Source organism: Intrasporangium mesophilum (genome assembly GCF_054783095.1).
This window is the reverse complement of the sequence record NZ_BAAGRF010000009.1, coordinates 86,546-103,101: the sequence shown is the minus strand read 5'-3', so window position 1 is coordinate 103,101 and position 16,556 is coordinate 86,546. Positions and strand designations below refer to the sequence as shown.

At 67.9% G+C, this 16,556-nt stretch carries 25 protein-coding genes; 12 read left to right on the top strand and 13 right to left on the bottom strand.

What is annotated here, in order from left to right; genetic code table 11:
- Positions 1–175: 175 nt before the first annotated feature.
- Positions 176–724, top strand: a complete 549-nt coding sequence (locus ACYVLP_RS07985) for a YciI family protein (protein WP_460626812.1) — start codon at positions 176–178, stop codon at positions 722–724.
- 42 nt (positions 725–766) lie between these two features.
- Positions 767–1,276, top strand: coding sequence for a putative immunity protein (locus ACYVLP_RS07980; protein WP_460626811.1), 510 nt, complete (start codon positions 767–769; stop codon positions 1,274–1,276).
- 93 nt (positions 1,277–1,369) lie between these two features.
- On the opposite strand, the gene ACYVLP_RS07975 is transcribed toward ACYVLP_RS07980, so the two are convergent.
- Complete coding sequence (locus ACYVLP_RS07975) at positions 1,370–2,014, bottom strand: hypothetical protein (protein WP_460626810.1); 645 nt, start codon at positions 2,012–2,014, stop codon at positions 1,370–1,372.
- A gap of 586 nt (positions 2,015–2,600) precedes the next feature.
- Here ACYVLP_RS07975 and ACYVLP_RS07970 point away from each other — a divergent pair.
- A complete protein-coding gene (locus ACYVLP_RS07970) occupies positions 2,601–3,011 on the top strand; it encodes a VOC family protein (protein ID WP_460626809.1) in 411 nt (136 codons plus the stop codon).
- A gap of 218 nt (positions 3,012–3,229) precedes the next feature.
- Here ACYVLP_RS07970 and ACYVLP_RS07965 read toward each other — a convergent pair whose 3' ends face one another.
- On the bottom strand, positions 3,230–4,240 hold the full coding sequence (locus ACYVLP_RS07965; protein WP_460626808.1) for a GlxA family transcriptional regulator: 1,011 nt from the start codon (positions 4,238–4,240) through the stop codon (positions 3,230–3,232).
- A 123-nt stretch (positions 4,241–4,363) separates the two neighbouring features.
- On the opposite strand from ACYVLP_RS07965, the gene ACYVLP_RS07960 reads away from it, so the two are divergent.
- The 4 genes from ACYVLP_RS07960 to ACYVLP_RS07945 all read left to right on the top strand — a co-directional run bounded on the left by ACYVLP_RS07960 (position 4,364) and on the right by ACYVLP_RS07945 (position 6,145).
- A complete protein-coding gene (locus ACYVLP_RS07960; RefSeq protein ID WP_460626807.1) occupies positions 4,364–4,807 on the top strand; it encodes a hypothetical protein in 444 nt (147 codons plus the stop codon).
- A complete protein-coding gene (locus tag ACYVLP_RS07955) occupies positions 4,804–5,364 on the top strand; it encodes a hypothetical protein (protein ID WP_460626806.1) in 561 nt (186 codons plus the stop codon). The genes ACYVLP_RS07960 and ACYVLP_RS07955 overlap by 4 nt, the downstream gene beginning before the upstream one ends.
- Positions 5,365–5,399: 35 nt before the next feature.
- Positions 5,400–5,621: a hypothetical protein gene (locus ACYVLP_RS07950; protein WP_460626805.1), complete on the top strand. Its 222-nt coding sequence runs from the start codon at positions 5,400–5,402 to the stop codon at positions 5,619–5,621.
- A 125-nt stretch (positions 5,622–5,746) separates the two neighbouring features.
- Positions 5,747–6,145 (top strand): nuclear transport factor 2 family protein, encoded by a 399-nt coding sequence (locus ACYVLP_RS07945; RefSeq protein WP_460626804.1) that lies wholly within the window; start codon positions 5,747–5,749, stop codon positions 6,143–6,145.
- 49 nt (positions 6,146–6,194) lie between these two features.
- Here the strand turns inward: ACYVLP_RS07945 and ACYVLP_RS07940 are convergent, their stop codons facing one another.
- Positions 6,195–6,917 carry an endonuclease/exonuclease/phosphatase family protein gene (locus ACYVLP_RS07940; RefSeq protein WP_460626803.1) on the bottom strand — a complete coding sequence of 241 codons (723 nt, stop codon included), beginning with the start codon at positions 6,915–6,917 and terminating at the stop codon, positions 6,195–6,197.
- A 228-nt stretch (positions 6,918–7,145) separates the two neighbouring features.
- Positions 7,146–7,718, bottom strand: a complete 573-nt coding sequence (locus ACYVLP_RS07935; RefSeq protein ID WP_460626802.1) for a hypothetical protein — start codon at positions 7,716–7,718, stop codon at positions 7,146–7,148.
- Between the two features lie 164 nt (positions 7,719–7,882).
- On the opposite strand from ACYVLP_RS07935, the gene ACYVLP_RS07930 reads away from it, so the two are divergent.
- The 5 genes from ACYVLP_RS07930 (at position 7,883) to ACYVLP_RS07910 (ending at position 10,012) form a co-directional block, all read left to right on the top strand.
- Positions 7,883–8,128 (top strand): hypothetical protein, encoded by a 246-nt coding sequence (locus tag ACYVLP_RS07930; protein WP_460626801.1) that lies wholly within the window; start codon positions 7,883–7,885, stop codon positions 8,126–8,128.
- A gap of 37 nt (positions 8,129–8,165) precedes the next feature.
- Complete coding sequence (locus ACYVLP_RS07925; RefSeq protein ID WP_460626800.1) at positions 8,166–8,687, top strand: histidine phosphatase family protein; 522 nt, start codon at positions 8,166–8,168, stop codon at positions 8,685–8,687.
- A gap of 79 nt (positions 8,688–8,766) precedes the next feature.
- Positions 8,767–9,144 (top strand): DUF1801 domain-containing protein, encoded by a 378-nt coding sequence (locus tag ACYVLP_RS07920; RefSeq protein ID WP_460626799.1) that lies wholly within the window; start codon positions 8,767–8,769, stop codon positions 9,142–9,144.
- A gap of 163 nt (positions 9,145–9,307) precedes the next feature.
- A complete protein-coding gene (locus ACYVLP_RS07915; protein ID WP_460626798.1) occupies positions 9,308–9,568 on the top strand; it encodes a hypothetical protein in 261 nt (86 codons plus the stop codon).
- 36 nt (positions 9,569–9,604) lie between these two features.
- Positions 9,605–10,012 (top strand): nitroreductase family deazaflavin-dependent oxidoreductase, encoded by a 408-nt coding sequence (locus tag ACYVLP_RS07910; protein ID WP_460626797.1) that lies wholly within the window; start codon positions 9,605–9,607, stop codon positions 10,010–10,012.
- Here the strand turns inward: ACYVLP_RS07910 and ACYVLP_RS07905 are convergent.
- The 9 genes from ACYVLP_RS07905 to ACYVLP_RS07865 form a co-directional block, all read right to left on the bottom strand.
- A complete protein-coding gene (locus ACYVLP_RS07905; protein WP_460626796.1) occupies positions 10,009–10,905 on the bottom strand; it encodes an alpha/beta fold hydrolase in 897 nt (298 codons plus the stop codon). The two genes, ACYVLP_RS07910 and ACYVLP_RS07905, sit on opposite strands and share 4 nt — an antisense overlap.
- Before the next feature lie 91 nt (positions 10,906–10,996).
- Positions 10,997–11,410, bottom strand: a complete 414-nt coding sequence (locus ACYVLP_RS07900; RefSeq protein ID WP_460626795.1) for a VOC family protein — start codon at positions 11,408–11,410, stop codon at positions 10,997–10,999.
- 95 nt (positions 11,411–11,505) lie between these two features.
- Positions 11,506–11,706: a hypothetical protein gene (locus ACYVLP_RS07895; protein ID WP_460626794.1), complete on the bottom strand. Its 201-nt coding sequence runs from the start codon at positions 11,704–11,706 to the stop codon at positions 11,506–11,508.
- Between the two features lie 167 nt (positions 11,707–11,873).
- Complete coding sequence (locus ACYVLP_RS07890) at positions 11,874–12,656, bottom strand: hypothetical protein (protein WP_460626793.1); 783 nt, start codon at positions 12,654–12,656, stop codon at positions 11,874–11,876.
- A 218-nt stretch (positions 12,657–12,874) separates the two neighbouring features.
- Positions 12,875–13,510 carry an HdeD family acid-resistance protein gene (locus tag ACYVLP_RS07885; RefSeq protein ID WP_460626792.1) on the bottom strand — a complete coding sequence of 212 codons (636 nt, stop codon included), beginning with the start codon at positions 13,508–13,510 and terminating at the stop codon, positions 12,875–12,877.
- A complete protein-coding gene (locus tag ACYVLP_RS07880) occupies positions 13,510–14,037 on the bottom strand; it encodes a hypothetical protein (RefSeq protein ID WP_460626791.1) in 528 nt (175 codons plus the stop codon). Before ACYVLP_RS07880 ends, ACYVLP_RS07885 begins: the two co-directional genes overlap by 1 nt.
- Before the next feature lie 37 nt (positions 14,038–14,074).
- Positions 14,075–14,908, bottom strand: a complete 834-nt coding sequence (locus ACYVLP_RS07875) for an alpha/beta fold hydrolase (protein ID WP_460626790.1) — start codon at positions 14,906–14,908, stop codon at positions 14,075–14,077.
- A 50-nt stretch (positions 14,909–14,958) separates the two neighbouring features.
- Entirely contained in the window at positions 14,959–15,390 is a 432-nt protein-coding gene (locus ACYVLP_RS07870; RefSeq protein WP_460626789.1) for a hypothetical protein, read from the bottom strand.
- Between the two features lie 156 nt (positions 15,391–15,546).
- A complete protein-coding gene (locus ACYVLP_RS07865) occupies positions 15,547–16,506 on the bottom strand; it encodes a helix-turn-helix domain-containing protein (RefSeq protein ID WP_460626788.1) in 960 nt (319 codons plus the stop codon).
- Between the last annotated feature and the right edge of the window lie 50 nt (positions 16,507–16,556).

The following is a 16,556-nucleotide window of genomic DNA, read 5'->3' as shown; positions in this document are numbered from 1 at the left end:
CATAGCGGGGCTGTGGCCCTTGCCGGTCGGGTTGAGATCGCGGCGGGTCCAGTTCCTGTTGGGCTGGGAAGGGTGGTCTGGACGTACTCACCTCGCTGGGATTCAGTCACCTGGCGACGAGCGGGCCTGTGGCAACTGCATTGCCCCGGCAGAGGGGCTCAGAGACTCTTGAGTCATGGAGTTCTTCTGCTACCACCGCGATCGCCCAGGATCGACGCCCCTGCGTGAGCGGATGGTGGAGCAGCACTGGTCGTACATGGATCAGTTCGCCGCGACGATGATCGCCCGCGGGCCCACGTTCAGCAGTGACGGAACTCTGACCGGCAGCGTGCACATCCTGGACCTGCCGGATCCGACAGCGGCCCGCGCGTTTGCCTTTGATGAGCCCGGTTACCAGGCTGGTGCCTACCGCGACGTGCTCCTGAGACGATGGCACGACTGTCTAGGTCGCACGATGTGGGAGTTCAATGGTGCCCGACCTGAATACGACCGCTACCTCGTCCTGGGCTTCACCCTGGAACCCGTTGGTGACGCCGTCGGCCTACCCCTTCGTGACGAGCTCATCGCCAATGGGCTGCTCTTGTCCGACGACGGCTCGTGGGTGCTAGGGGCGGCCGTTCTGCTCGAGGCGCCCGACCCAGACAGCGCGCGGGAAGTCCTCTCCGCCCACCCATATTCGGGAGTCGAAGTGCACCAGTGGCAGTTTGGTGGGCGTCCCGACTGAGACGGACGAGATGCCGCATCGAGGACTGGCAGGCTGTGACGCATGATCCTGCCGAAGGTCCGGGACCGGCGCTTGATCACGATCCGTCGTGGCGGGTTGCTCAGCGACGCAGACCACCAGCTGCTGGCGCTGTGGGCCGCCGAGTGTGCCGAGCACGTGCTGGATCTCTTCGAGGCGGAGCAACCGTCGGATCTGCGCCCTCGCGCCGCGATCGATGCGGCGCGCGCCTGGGCCCGTGGCGAGATGAAGATGATGGAAGCCCGAGCCCGCGGCGGACACGCGATGGGTGCCGCGCGGCCTGTGCGAGGGGCGGCACGGTTCGCCGCGTACGCCGCCGGCCAGGCCGCCTGCGTGGGGCATGTCGCCGAGCACGATCTCGGCGCAGCCGCCTACGCGATCAAGTCCGTTCAGGCAGCGGATCCGAGCAACAGCGACGCGGGACGGTGGGAACGTGACTGGCAGCGCGACCAGCTCCCCGACCAGATCAGAGCGCTCGTCCTCGAGGACCAGGTCCGCCGGAACGCCATCTGCTGGTCTGTATTCGAGGACTGACGACGGCCGAGATCGCACGGCGAGTCCGTGCACCGCCGGTAGACGCTGATCTCACTCCGTCCCTCGCACCGTGTCGAGTGATGGCGCCCAGTGTCAGCCGGTGATGTCGCCCGTGACGGTGAGCCTGCGGCCCCCGTCGTAGCTGAGGCTGATACGCCCGTGATCGCCGCCGTCGACGTCCAGGATCGAGCGCACCAGCGAGCAGTGCCGGTACCCCTCTACGGGGAAGTAGTACGTGTTGACGATCAGGAAGCTGTCGTCGGCGCACACGTCCACCGCCGTGCAGTCAGCGTTGACCACGCCGAGGTAGCCCGATGTCGGGGCGGTGGGTGAGAGCATTTCGGTCCATTCCCAGTACTCCGTGCCGGTGAACGTCCCGGTGTCTCCCTCGCCGATGGTGCCGGTAAGGCTGGGGCTGGCTCCGGCGAGGCTCACCCACGTGCCCTCGAAGTCCTTGCGGACGCAGTACTGCTGGACGCCCACCGCCCAGATGCGCAGATGCTGGGTGTAGTCGAAGCTGGCCCACATGTGGCCGTCTCGAGCGGGCACCAACGGCTGGTTCCGCACGTCTTGTGTCACGTCGACGACCAGATCCTTCGCTCCGGCGCACACAGGTACGGGGGTCGTCGGAGCCGCCTGGGCCAGCCCAGCCATCGCCGGGATCGAGAGTGCACCCACGGAGAGTGCCCTGAGGACTGTCTTGACGATGCGTCCGCTGCGTCGCTCGATTCCACGCATGGCTTTCTTCCCGTCATCCGAGCGGTGCTCCCTCTTGACAGGGTCCTCCGCCCGCACCGGCTTCGGAAGGGACAATTCGCGCGCGTTTCCGCCCGCTTCGAGCGAGAGTCACTACTGCTCAATTCGCGTCGCTCATTGTGATAAAGGATGACATTTCGTTCAGCCGCTGGGACTGCCACGCGTGATGTGGGCGGGTTCGGAATGCGCGTGCTTCTACCAATGTCTGATACGCCCCAAGAACAGCGGCAGCCAACCGCTGACAGGACATTATGGGCACGCCTGACCATTGAGTACGGATCAGGTTGTCGCGCGATTCCGTTTCTGCATCCGGCGCGACTTCCACGGCACATTCCGGTCCTTCGCCGGAGTCAGCCCGAACCTGACCTGCACGGTCAGGGCGGCGTCACCGGCACCGACGACACGGCGGCGACCACGGGGTCTGGCGGGAGTCCAGCGACGCCAGCACCGGGGACATCACCGGCTGACACAACCGCGTGCCGATGCCGCGCCGGCGTAGGCAGTCAGGGTCGACTTGACGCCGCCGACAGAGACTGGCCATCAGGATTGCCTGTGGCACGATCACCGGGTGCTGCAACTCACCGATTTCATCATCGACTGCCCGGACACGATGAGGCTGGCAGCCTTCTATTCAGAGGTGACAGGTCGCCCCATCAAGGGGGGCAGCCACGGCGACTGGGCCGGCATACGGTTCGGCGAGATCGAGCTGGCCTTCACCCGTGTGGAGGACTACCGCGCACCGCAGTGGCCCGACGGTGAGCACCCCAAGCAGTTCCATCTCGACTTCGAGGTTGACGACATCGAGGCCGAACAGAGCCGCGTCCTGGCCCTCGGCGCGACCCTGCAGCAGGACTCCATCGGCCCCGACGGCTACGGCTGGCGCGTTTACACCGACCCCGTCGGCCACCCGTTCTGCCTCTGCCACAACAAGGGTGTCACCTGGACCGACCAGGGCCCCATCTGGCCCACGAGCGAGTAGAGCGTCTATCAGGGACTGGTCTCTGCGATTTCCATCGGGCGTCGCGACCAAGGGAGGTCCGGCGTGAGACCAGCCTGTTCGACCTGATGAACGGCAGGGACGGTCAGCCACCCACCCGCGACCAGGTGGCCGTGGTGTCGCACCGGCACAATGCGAGCGTGAACGACCTTCGCGCCGCGCTGTTCGAGAACTGCCGGTGGCGCTCGGCTTGGGGCCGGTCAGTCCTGGTGTCCCTTCGCTGCCCCGCTGGGCCAGCCGAATCGACGTCGGTAGTCGGTGGGTGAGAGGCCGGCGTGGTGCCGGAAGGCGCGACGGAACGCGGTCGCATCGGAGTACCCGACCCGGCGGCGGATGTTGTCGACCGGGGTGTCGCTGGTCTCGAGCATGCGTCGGGCTGTGTCGACCCGCCGGGCCTGGATATATGCCTGCGGAGTCTGGCCGACGGAGTCCAGGAATCGGCGGGCCAGGGTTCGGCTGCTCAGACCGACCGCCCGGGCCAGGGCGTCAACACGCAGCTCACCGCCCAGGTCACGGTCGATGAGGTGCTGGGCGCGGCGTACCGCCTCGTCGTCGTGCTCGTGGAGGACGCCGCCGAGGCTCACGTAGGGCAGCTGGCTCGTGCGGGCGCCGTCGATCAGGAGGATCCGTGCCGCAGCGTTGGCACGCTCGCGTCCGGCGAAACGCTCGACGAGATACAGCGCCAGGTCCAGGAAGGTCGTCGCGCCGCCGCTGGTGATGACGTCGCCGTGGTCGATGAGGAGCCGCTCGGTCATGACCCGGACCGCGGGGTGCCTGCGCTGCAGGGCCTCGCCGTAGAGCCAGTGGGTGGTGGCGGAGCGACCGTCGAGGATGCCGGCATCGGCGACCAGGAAGGCTCCGCTGCAGCTCGAGGCGACCACCGCCCCGTCCCGGTGCCACCGCGCCAGCCAGGGCGCCCAGCCCTCGTTGAGGGCGAGTGAGGGCTCGAGGTCGTCATCAAGGCCGGGCACCACGACGAGGTCGACGTCGTGGACCTCTTCAGCGGCGAGGTCGGCGTTGACGGTCACGCGTTCTCCGTGGCGCACCGGTTGGCCGTCCAGGCTCACCAGCCGCACGTCGAACGCGGTGTCGTGACCCGGCCGGCCCCGGAGCGCACCGTAGGCGCGGTCGGCCTTGCTGATCACGTCGAAGAGCCCGGTCATGGTGATGGACGACGTTTCCGCCGGGGCGATGACGATAGTTCTGACCACGCCCTCAGTGAACCATCGACACCCCGCTTGCTCGGACCCCGCAGCCACCTTGTCCGATTCAACCTCTACGGTGTCCGATTCACCCCTCACGGCCGCATCTGCCACATCCATAGCCTCGTTGGCATGACCTCCGAGACCCCCGCTCCCAACGAGACCGCGCGCTATCGCTACGGACTCGTGATCCAGCACCAGAATCCCGAGCATCTCGAGCTGGCCTGGCTACCCACAACCGAGTCGATGTCGGACGAGGACTGGAAGACCGGGTTGATGCTGCTCGCCACCGAGGCCGAGTCGATCGCCACGGCGAGCATCCTGATTGACGCTACCGAGTTCCGGCACGGATTCCAGGACCGCGAAGGGTCGATGGCCTGGCGCGACGACCACGTGATCCCGCGCTACAACCGCGCCGGCGTCACCCGGTTCGCGTTCGTGATGCCCGCCGGCTTCACAGGACCGACGGCCGAGTCGGGGGCGGAGCCGCGCGTCGACGGGCGCGCCGCTGCCTTCCCGACGCAGTGGTTCCTCGGTCGTGACGCGGCCCTCGCCTGGTTGGCCGAGGCACGATGAACCTGCTCGCCGCCAACCTGCTGGCCACCCTGCTCACCTTTGTCGCCGCGGGGCTCGTCGGAGCCTGGTACGTCGCCCCGGCGCTCACCCGGCGTCCGCTCGCCCAGGCGCTCACCCTACTGATGTGGGTCGAGGCGCTCCGCTACGTGGCGCTGCAGATCTTCAGTGCCTCCAACATCGCCGGGCTCGGCGCGTCCGCCACCGCACAGTCGGTGATCGCCTTCGGCGACCTGGCCACGGCAGTGCTTGCGCTACTGGCCCTGGTCGCCCTACGGCACCGGCACGCGAGCGCGCGGCTGCTGGTGTGGGTCGTGGCCGTAGTCGGGACAGCCGACCTGGTCAGCTCGACCGTGACCGGGATAAGCGAACGGCTGACCGACACTGCAAGCGACTGGTCATGGGTCATCCTGGCGTTCTATGTGCCGGTGCTCTGGGTCACGTCGGTGTTGACGTTCTGGCAGTTGGTGGCACGTCGGCAGGAGTCGCTGCGCCGGGACGTCCCCGCGGCCCGGATCGACACGACACGATCAACGACCACCCCGCAGACCGCCCTCTAGACCGAAGACTCCCGGGCGCGATGACGAAAGTAACGGTGGCTCCGATCACGACGACCATCAAGGGGTTGTCGAGCGAGGTCCGGGTGGGGCCGGACAACGGATTGGATCACGACGGCGCCGTCGCGCTCGACAACCTCGTGGCTGTTCCGGTGGACTTGCTCGGCCGCACTGTGGGGTACCTCAAAGCCGAGCAGGAGGTCGAGCTCGCGCGTGCCGTGGTTCTGGCCTTCGACCTCGAGGTGCGCCTTCTCGAATGACACGCGAAGCACGCGGGCGGAGCGGCAATCTCATCGGCACGAGCGACTCGTGCGACGCAGCGGCGCCTGCGGCGCATCGTCAGCGATCACGTGCCAAAGCCCTGCATGCGGAGCATGCTGCAGGGGTGACCGATCGTGACGACTTTCTCGCCTGGGTGAGGACAACTCTCTACCAAGCGGAGCTCTCGCTGCACAACGGTGACCCCGCGCCGCGCCGGGCGCTCTGGTCCCGCAAGGAGCCTGTGAGCGTCTTGGGTGCGTGGAGCAACGCCCACGGACAGGCCCAGCTGGACGAGCTCTTCACTGCTCTGGGCAGATCCTTCTCCGATTGCACGTCCTACGCGTTCGAGCTGCAGACCTATGACGTGGTGGGCGACATGGCCTATACGGCCGGCCTGGAGCACACCTCCGCCTCCGTCGACGGCCAGCCGCGCACCTACACCTTGCGAGCCACTCAGGTGTACCGCCGCGAGGATGGCGAGTGGAAGGTGGTCCACCGCCATGGGGACACCGTGACCGCATGAGCGCGTGCGGACTGCGGCAAATCCGGGCGGATGGCGGACTCGGCTCCCCTCAACGGCCGTAAAGCGCAACGTCGACCAGCAATCCCGGGTGATCAGTGGTGCCCTGCATGTCGATCACCGACTGCGGTCGCACCCCGATACCCGGACTCACCACGACGTTCTGAAGACCGGCGTCGTCGGTGCGCTGGTAGCCGTTAGGGAGGCATGACTGTGGGCTGGGTGAGCCGAGAGCCGCGAGGTTGAGGTCTGCGCCGAGGATGACCGGTTCGCCACCGTAGCCGCGGGTGATCCTGGGCACCGCTGACGTCAGCAAGTATCGGCACTGTTCAAGCGCGACGGTTGTGTTGGCGCTGGCCGTGTGTGTGGTGCAGGCAGTGAACCGTCCTTCCAGATCGATGCACACCCAGACGCGTTCCTCGGGGTCGTCGGGGTCCTGCACCGGGTAGACACCGCTGTAGCTGCGGCCGCCACGTGCGGGCGACGAGACCACGACCACGACGCCGTCGCCGAACTCCTGGCCGTTCTGACACCGGACCGGGGCCTGGCTGGGGCGATCTTTCGCCGACATGAACGCCGAGACGACGTCGGCAGCGGGGAAGGCGACCGACATCGCCTTCTTCAGAACGCGTACGTCATCGCTGCAGACCTCGTTGAGGCTGATCATGTGCGGCCGAAACCGGTGGACCAGTGCCACCGCCATGCCGACGGCACGCCCGCCGGTGTAGCACCTGGCGCGCCCGCTGTTGCAGAGGTTCATCTGCAGCACGCGCACGATCGTCTCGACCGGGCCGGTCGACGGCCGGCTCATACTGGTTCCCTCGCTGGCCACGCGGCCAGCGGCGCAGCCCGCGAGACCAAGGACGGACAACACGAGGAGGCACGCTACGCAAGCAGCCCGCTGGGGGCCGCGGACGAGTCGAACCCGCACACCACCCCATACAACCCGGCATCTGTGCGGTGCGCAATCGACGGGACGCGGCCAAGTCGCATTCTGTGCGCCCTAGGGGTCTGACTCCGCTTTCGTGCCGGGCACCGTTGAGCCTTCCCTAGGCTCGAGCACGGCTGGGAGCAGCCGGTTGAGCCGCCTCGTTCGGGCAGATACGGTCCGCAGCTCCATAGCTAGTTCTTGGAAGAACTGGAAGGGCACACCCGTCCCTAGGTGTTCGTGATCCCACTGTCGGACATACTCCAGATACCGCACCACCTCAGCCGAGTCATAGGCGCGAAGTACCGCATAGCCGATGGTTGTTCCGTGGATGTCGGACAGGCCTATAACGCCATGACGCGCGTTGTGACCAAGGCTGTTGAAGATATCTAGCATGCGGACGAGCGTGGACTCGGCACCAGTGCCCAACCATTCGTCCGTGGCATCGAACCGGAACCGGTCGTAGTCAAGGTCGCTGAAGAGCTTCACGACGTTCTGGTCGGCGTAAAAGTCGGATGTATACGCCCGCACCAGATCTGCACGCCGGATCGCCTTGTCGCGTCGATTTGAGAAGATGAAGGTCACGAGCGCAAGCGCGACGGCCGAGGCGGTGGCGAGGCTCTCCAGAGCGCTCCATAGGTTGTCCATCGGTGCCTCCCTCGATACCTGACGGGCTGGCGCCGCCTCCTGATACGCGCCCACCTGCATCAGGGCACGACGCCGACCTCGAGGCGCTTTCAGAGCCCGTCCAGCGACCCGGAGTCCGGGAGCGGGCCCGCGCCACTGTCGGATGTCCGCGTTACCGTGAACGGGTGCGTGGAGATCGAGTGGAGATCGTCATCGATGCCGGTGGCGAGGTCCGCACGTACACGATCGAGGCCTCCCGCAACGGCCGTAGGGTGGAGATCAACACGAGCCGGGGCATCGTCGAGGTCACCGAGGTGACTCGTGGTGGGACTCCGGTGCGCACGGCACGGTTCATGTCCAGCCGCGTGCTCGCGTTGGTGGAGCACCCGGCCGCGGAGCATCCCATGGGTCAGGAGGTCATCGGGCCCTGATCGCGCGCTGGCGGCTCCGCGCGAGCAGACTGGGACCATGCGCTATGTCGAACTGCTCCGACACACCGACAATGACGGGGATCACCTGACAGCACAGGGTGTTCGCGACGCCGAGAGGATCAGCCAGCGCCTTCACCCGCCGTATGCCGCATATGTCTCCACGGGCGCAGCCCGCTGCACCGAGATGCTCGAGATCCTGCGCCGGGCCGCCGGACAGGACGGCGTGCCGATCACCGAGGACCCAAGCCTGCGGTCGGCGGTGGAGGACCGCTGGCGCGAGGTCGCCAAAGCGGCCGGCAAGGGTGCTGACCTCGAAGCGATGCGCACGATCGACCCTGACCTCGTCGAGAAGGAGTCCATGCTGCTCGGGGCGGCCCTGCGACGCGTCGTCGACCGGCTCGAGGACGGCGAGCGGGCCCTCGTTGCCGGCCACAGCCCGACGAACGAGGCAGCGGTCCTCGGGCTCACGGCATACCTCGTCCATCCGTTGGGCAAGGGCGAGGGCGTGCTCGTCGTCGAGGAGTCCGGTCGCTTCCGCGTGGAGGCGCTGGAACGCTGAAGGCGCGAGTCGCTGTCGACCGTCGAGCGATACAACTGAAGCCATGCGCTAGCGACACGAAAGGAACGGGGTTCATGTGGTGGGACGTACTGCTGAGGAAGTCGATGCCATCATCAGCAAGGCCGACGACTGGAGAGGCGAGCTGCTGTCACACGTCCGTGAGGTAGTTCTGGCCGCCGACCCGGCCATCACCGAGGACGTGAAGTGGAGGAAGCCCTCGAGGCCGGAGGGGGTGCCGGTGTGGTCGGTCGACGGCATTGTCTGCATCGGCGAGATGCTCAAGAATGCCGTGCGGTTGACGTTCCCGAAGGGAGCCCAGCTGAAGGACCCGAAGAAGCTCTTCAACTCGCGCCTCGACAGCAAGAGCGTCCGCGCCATCGACTTCCATGAGGGTGGACGGCTGCCGGAGGCCGCTGTGAAGGCGCTGGTTCGCGAAGCAGTGCGCCTGAACGGCTGACGCCTGGATCGAACGCTGAGACGCCACGAACCCGTGGCCGTGCGCGGTCGAGTTCCACGGAGAATTCAGCCGCGTGACAGATGTCCGTTCGGGGCAGCCCTGTTCGTTGCCCAGGTGAGAACTCTCGTCGCCAGGTCCGACCGTTCAGAAAGGAACCATCGCCATGTCTGAGGTTGTCGCCATCATGTCCATGTCGCTCGACGGCTACGTCGCCGGCTCTGACGACGACGTGACGGAGGTGTTCGACTGGTACTTCGCCTCGGGCGTCGGCGTGACCCACCTGCGCTACCCGTCCTCAAGCACTAGCCCACCGATGGTGGCGGACCGGACGCGAGGCGGCGCGACCGAGACATGCACGCGCCCCGGGCGCCTGGACCATGGACTTCTCGCTGCATCCGGGCGCACAGCCCGCCGCTCGCCGTAGGGTGGACCGGGTCGGTTCAGTCGAGAGGATCGCGCCATGGACCCCGCCCCCTCAATGAGTGAAGCTACCCGGGCTGCCTTGAACCACAGTCAGATCATCGATCTGACGACGACCGGCCGACGGACCGGTCAACATCGGCGCATCGAGATCTTCCTGCACCACGACGACGACCAGCTGTTCATCACCGGGATGCCCCGGGCCGACCGTACCCGTGACTGGATCTACAACATCGACGCTGATCCCCACGTCGTGATTCACCTGAAGAAGACGGTCGTCGTCGACGTGCCGGCGACCGCGCGAGTCATCACTGACCCTGAGGAACGCCGACCCTTCATCGAGGCGGCCGCCAGGCGCTGGCGCCGCACGGATGTGGCGGACATGCTCCGCCACAGCCCGCTTATCGTGCTGACCGTCGACGAGCCCGCCGACGAGTCGGGCCGCTAACGCCGTCGGTGCTGGACGAGATCCTCGAGCACCTCGTCCAGCCTGGCCACCAACGAGATGTGGCCCACTCCGTGGAGCAGGTGCGGCCGGGCGCCCGGCACGTGCGCGGCCAGCCACTCACCGTGGCTCGACGGCACCATGAGGTCCTCACTGCCCTGCCAGACGGCCACCGGCACCGTGATCGAGGCCAGGTCGAAGGCCCACGGCTCGCAGAAGGCGAGGTCGTCCTCGACCCAGCCGTCGACGCCGACCCTGACCGCCTCACGCGCCATGGCCGCGATGTAGTCGGCGAGTGGTCCCGTGAGGGCCGCAAGGTCGGGCTCGCTGAGCAGGCCGCCCAGCGCCTCGACGATCTGCTCCCCGGTGACGCTGCGATAGGCCCGCGCCATCTCCTCGATGGCCGGGACGAGCACCTCGCGTCCCCGCGACGCCAGGGTGAACTCCTCGACGTTGTCCTCAGCCATCCCGGCGAGGAAGTCCAGATCGGGTTCGTCGGAGGGAGCCGCGCCGGCGATGGTCGCAACCCCCAGGCACCGATCCGGCAACAGCGCCGCGCAGGCGAGGGCGTGGGGTCCGCCTCCCGACCAGCCCAGGGACACGAAGTCGCCGATCCCCAGGGCGTCGAGGACCGTGGCGCTGTCCTTCACAGCGTCCGCAACGGTTCGTCCCGGCTTCGGCGTGCTCGATCCGTAGCCCGGGCGGCAGTAGGTCACCCAGCGCAGTCCCAACCTCCGCGCGGCCTCGATCCCGGCGGGCCAGGGCACCGCACCCCCGGGTGTCCCGGAGTGGTAGAGAAGCGCCAGCCCGTCTCCGCCCGAGTCGAGCACATCGAGGGAGCGCCCGTCGGATGTCATCACCGTCCGCCCCGTGGCGCCGGCAGAGATGTCAGCCATTCACCCACGCTAGAGCGTGACGCTCGAGACCCACACCCGATCAGGGCCGCGTATGCCGGGCGACCCCCTCGTCCGCGCTGCGTGGCGGCGCCTATCCGGGAAAGTCGAGTTCGCTCATGCCGTCGGCGTGACCTGCGGGCCATTGCACCAGCTCGATGCGATAGCCGTCGGGGTCGGTGACCCAGGACGTCCAGAAGTCCTGCGAGCCATCGGGCGAGCTGGGCGGTTCGGCAGTGACTCCCTTGGCGGCGAGATCAGCAACGGCGGCGGTCATGGACTTGACTTTGATGACGAGGTGGCTGAGCCCCTGAGGATGGATCGGGCCGATGTCGGGACTATGGACGAGCTCGAGGGCCACGAACTCGTCACCCGGGAGCTTGAGCATCGTCAGGCTTCCGAGCTCCGTCTGGGGCACGGTCCCAACCACGGTGTAGCCAAGGGCGATGTAGAACGCGAGCGAACGCTCCAGATCCGCAACCCGGAGCCCGACGTGCAGCGTTCTCATCGGGCCGTCCTCTCGATCTGGGTCATGGAAGTATGCCGCCGCGCGGGCACACGCGTGGGGCCCTGGACGCCGCCCTGCGTCAGCGAGACCACGGCCTAGGGCCAACGGGCCGTGAGATAGGCGATCACCAAAGCGCCCAGCGATACGACCACCAGCAAGGCTCCGACCTGCGACTCCTTGGTCCGCCGCGCCGAGACGTCGCGGCCGGACCGTCCCGGCCCTGACAGAGAACCCCAGACGACCAGACCGATGCCGACCACGAGCAGCACGCAGACGCCGGTCCAGACGTAGGTCATCGGCCGACCACCTCGTTCGGCCCGCCATCCCGACAACTCGGCCACTGGTCTGCCATCGACCCACGATCGCACGACCAGGACACCAGCACCATCGCCAGGCGCTAGCGCCAGGCCCAAACGCCGGGCCGCTCGGGCGGAGAGGCGTCAGACAGCCCGCGAGCCGCGAGTCAGCTGACCTGGCGATCGAGGAGGTTCCGCCACAAGCGCCGCAGGCTTTCGGCACCACCGTTGGTTGCGCTGAACAGGGTGGCATCGCCGACGAGCAGGTCACCCGCAAACAGACCCGGCCGTGACTGCAACAGTGCATCAAAAACATCCGCGGCCTCGGGATGTGGCGGAGCATCCGGATCCACCCGTTGCCGAGCGAGCACCTCCATACCCGTCACGGCGGAGCCGTGGCGCTCGATGTGCGGCAGGTGCGGATGCAGGTTGAAATGAGGCACGCCTGCCAGCAGCCCGAGCCGGTCGCGATCCAGCTCCGGCAGGATCGCAGCGGGCGAGCCGTCCGGCTCGACCGCCGGCCGGAGCCCGAACCGGTTGTCCACCGGAACATCCAGCCCGGCAAGGAGGGAGCGGCCGTAGCGTCCGAATCCCTGCCGTGGTGGCAGAGTGCGATCACCGTGATGTTCGTGCTCGGCGACCTGAACGGCCATTCGTCGGTCGCCATCCGCATCGTCGCCCACACCGACCTCGTGGTGCAGCCCGCCGAACGCGACGTTGCCCGGGACGGAAAGGAATCCGCGCAGCGCTGCGACCTCCGACGCGCTGGCCACCTGGTCGGTGCGGTCGGAGTCGAAGCTGATGATGACCAGGGTGTCGAGCTCGTCGAGCGGCAGCTCGTCAAGCCCGGTGGCCACGCCCTCTCGGGTCACGCGCTCGACCTCGACGACTGGACGTCCCCTGGCAGCCGCCGCGCTCGCGGCGAACTCGACGAAGTTCTGGCTCAGCACCTCGTCGATGAACCCACCTACCCCCTGGTCGAAGCGCTCGGGGTCCGAGAACTCGGCCAGGTGTGGAAACAAGAACCTTCGGCTCTCGAAGAGAGCGGGAAAGCGGTCCTCGATGACCTCCAGCGGCGCGGCCGTCTCCGCGGGACGGCTCCACGCGAAGTAGATGCCAACGGTCCGATCCGACATCGCACTCCCTCTCTGTCGCTCCCGGTACGTGCTCAGCCGACGGCTTCGAGCGTGTTGTGGTCGGGTCCGGGGTGCTCGCCGGTGAGCTGGTCGACGCGTTCGGGAAGCTTCTTGACCTCGAAGGCCGCCACGATCTCCAGCAGGCCGTACAGCATCGCGGTGAACCCGACCGCGAACACCAGAGCCAGCAGCGTCACCTCCGGGCGGCTCAGCAGGTACAGGGCCACGAGCACCTCGATGATGCCGGCGACCAGGACCAGGCCCCAGTACGGCATCACCGCCCGGCCCATCACCGCCCCGATGATCGCCATCGTGCCGCGGAACACCAGCAGCCACCCGATCGAGAACGCGACCACCAGCAGCGCCGGGCCCGGCCACACGAACACCCCGACCCCGACGAAGACCTCGATCACGCCCAGCACGATGGACCAGGTCCGGACCGAGCCGTCGATGGGGATGCTGAGCATCGTCAGCAGCCCGCGCACGATCAGCAGGGTCCCCACGAACACGACCAGGTCCTGCACGGTCCAGCTGATGAAGAAGATCACCGCACCGGCCAACACGCTCACGATGCCGGTCACCAGCAGCACCCACCACGCCCGGCTCATCGCGGCGACCTGGGCCCGGCTCAGCCGGCGCACCGCGTCAACGGGGCTGGTGACCATCATCAGCGGTCCACCCCCTGGCCCGACTGGGTGGCGTGGCCGGACTGGCCGGGCTGGCCGGGCTGGCCGGGCTGGCCGGGCTGGGTGGCGTGGCCGGACTGGCCGGGCTGGGTGGCGGCGAGCTGGTCGTACTCCTGGCGGGCCAGGGCCGCATCGAGCACGGCATACTCGGCCTCCTGCACGGCCGCGTCCACGTAGTCCAGCAGGTACGAGGCGTACTCCTCGGCCTCCTCGGCATCGCGCTGGGCCGCCGACAGGTCGTGCCGGGCCCTCTGCTGGTCCACCCGTTCACGCATCCGGGTGACGTGCCGGTCCCAGGACCGACCCACCTCGGTCCACCACGCCGAGACCTCCGCGGCGTCCGCCTCCGCGGACTTGCGAAGGGCCTCGGCGCTGGCTCGGGAGACCTCGCGGGCCGCCTTGACGTCCCCCTGCAGCTCGGCGTGTGCCTTGCTGCGCGCGGCGGACGCGCGCCGCTCAAGCTCCTGGGTGCGGGCCGACAGCCGGCTCAGCTGCTCTGACAGTGACATCTCGTTCCCCTCTCAACGTGGTGTGTGGTTCGTCAGCTCAGTTGACCGATCGGGCTGCCTTCAGAATCGTGTTGGTGACGAGGTCCGGCTGCGCGGCCGGCACGTCGTGGCCGGACCGGGCCGTCACGACCTGCGCGCCGACGCGGTCGGCCATGAAGAACTGCGTCGTGGTGGGGATCGCGTTGTCCTGCAGCGCCACGATCTCCCACTTGGGCACCGAGGCCGGCGGGTTCACGGTGGCGTCGTCGGACAGCGCGGAAGCGGCGATCGGCCGCTGCAGGACTGCGGCAGTGGCGATCTCACTCTTGGGGAGGCCGCCGGCATACACCTGCCCGTAGGTCGCGGGGTTGACGTAGAGGTCGGTGCCGGTGGGTTCGGGCCGGGCCACCAGATTCGTGCCGGTCAGCTCCGAACCCGGGTCGCGGTAGGTCAGGTCGGCCGGGCTCTCGCCCGCGAGCGGGATGTATGCCGCGACATAGACCAGGGTCTTGACGTTCGGGTTCTCGGCCGCGGCCTGGCTGATCAGGAAGCCGGCGTAGGAGTGACCCACGAGCACGATCGGGCCCTGGATCGTCTGCAGGACGCTTTGCAGATAGGCCGAATCGGAGGCGACCCCGCGCAGCGGGTTGGCGACCGCAAGGACCTGGTAGCCCTGCTGCTGCAGCTCGGGAATCTCGCTGCTCCAGCTGGAGGAGTCGGCGAAGGCGCCGTGGACCAGCACGATCGTCGGCTTGACCGCCGCGGTGTGCGACACCGGCCGGTCGGTGGCAACGACGGCATAGGCCGACCCGCTACCGACCAGCACAGCAGCCGCGACAAGGGCGCCCGCGAGCAGTGTTGCTGCGGACGTCATGCGCTTGGTGGTGTTCATTCGAGTTTCCTTTCTGGGCGGGGAGATATGGCTTTCGTTCGTGAGTGCGCTCACGGCTGGTCGGCCGCAGCAGTAGCGTCGGCGTCCAGTCGTGCCTGTGATGCGGCCAGCACGTAGTACTCGGCCTGCTCGAGGGCGAAGATGGCGAAGTCGACGGCGTCCTCCGCGTCGAACTCGGCGATGTCGGCCACTCGTGCTGCGCGGCCGACCTGGTGTTGGGCGTGTCGCTCGGCGGCGTCCGTGCGCAGCGAGTCGAACCCGTCGGAGACCGACTGGTGCAGCCTGGCCCAGCCGGCCTCGACCTGGTCATGCTGCTCGTCGGCCCTGGCGGCCACCCTCGCCCTGGCCTGGTCGACCGAGGTGCGCAACGCCTCCGTGCGCTCCGTAGCGTTCGCGTCGTTGCGGTCGCACAGGTTGGCGACCGTGTCCTCGAACCTCTTCGACTGCTCGCTGAGTTTCGCGAGCTCTGCTGCGAGTGCCATCGTGTCTCTCCCTCGATGGGTGGTGATGTCCAAACGCGGGTGGCCCGCGACTCGCGGACGCGTTCGACGTTAGGGAGGTTCAGCGGTTGCAACTCTGCGGATCGTACGCAGGACCCTGCGTTTCGCGCGCGCCGAAGGGGCTCGGCCCAGCGGAGGTCAGGCGTCCTGACCGGCGCGGCGCCAGTCGCTCGGGGTGATGCCGTAAGCCTGTTTGAACGAGCGTCCGAAGTGGGTGGCGTCGCCGTATCCCCAGCGTCGGGCGATGGCCTCGATGGTGCGGTGGTTCGATGCCGGGTTGACCAGCTCCCGCCGGATCTCCTCGAGCCGGTTCTCCCTGATCCAGTCGCCGAGTGAGACATCGGACGCGGCCAGCACTGCGTAAAGGTGACGGACCGAGATGTGCTGCGCCTTCGCTATGACCGCTGCGCGCAGGTTGGGCTCCGACAAGTGGTCTCGTGCGTACTCGAGGATCCGTGTCGCGAGGGAGCTCTCCAGTGCCTCGTGTCCGGTGTCGGCGCCGAGAGCCTGGGCGCGGACGAGCGCGCGGACCAGTTCCGCAGTCGGCTGGGCGACCTGCTCCAGGCGCTGCCGGTCCAAGGAGACCGCGGACCCGGCCAGCCGGTGCAGGTAGCTCGAGACGACGTCGACGAGTGGCCGGTCGCTGCTCAGCCGGCGCGCCGATACGTCCCGGATGACACTCTCGGGAAGCGCCAGCGAGTCCAGCGGAAGCCGGAACCAGTGGCCGCGCACCGCGTTCTCGATGGTGATGGTGTACGGCTCAGTGGTGTCGTAGACGACCATGTCGCGCGGGCGGACAGCGGCCTCGCGGCCCGCCTGAGCCACCCGGATCGAGCCGGACAAGGGCATTGCGACGATGAGGTATGCCGCGCCGTCGCGGACCAGGCGTGAGGTGCGGGTCGCTGAGGTGACGTTGGAGCTGATCGAGCAGATGGTGAGGCGCCCCAGCCGGGTGATGGTCCCGGCGGCACGAATCTGGGCCGGGTCGGGATGATGGCTGATGTCGACCCGGGCCACGGAGCTCCAGATGGCCTCACGTACGTGACCTGCGCGCTCTGTAGGCGGCAGCGCAGACGCGTCCAGGTAGGTCACCCCCACGGCGTCCACCTCCGCTGCGTGTAGGCGGGCGGGCTGTCGCGGGCTGATGC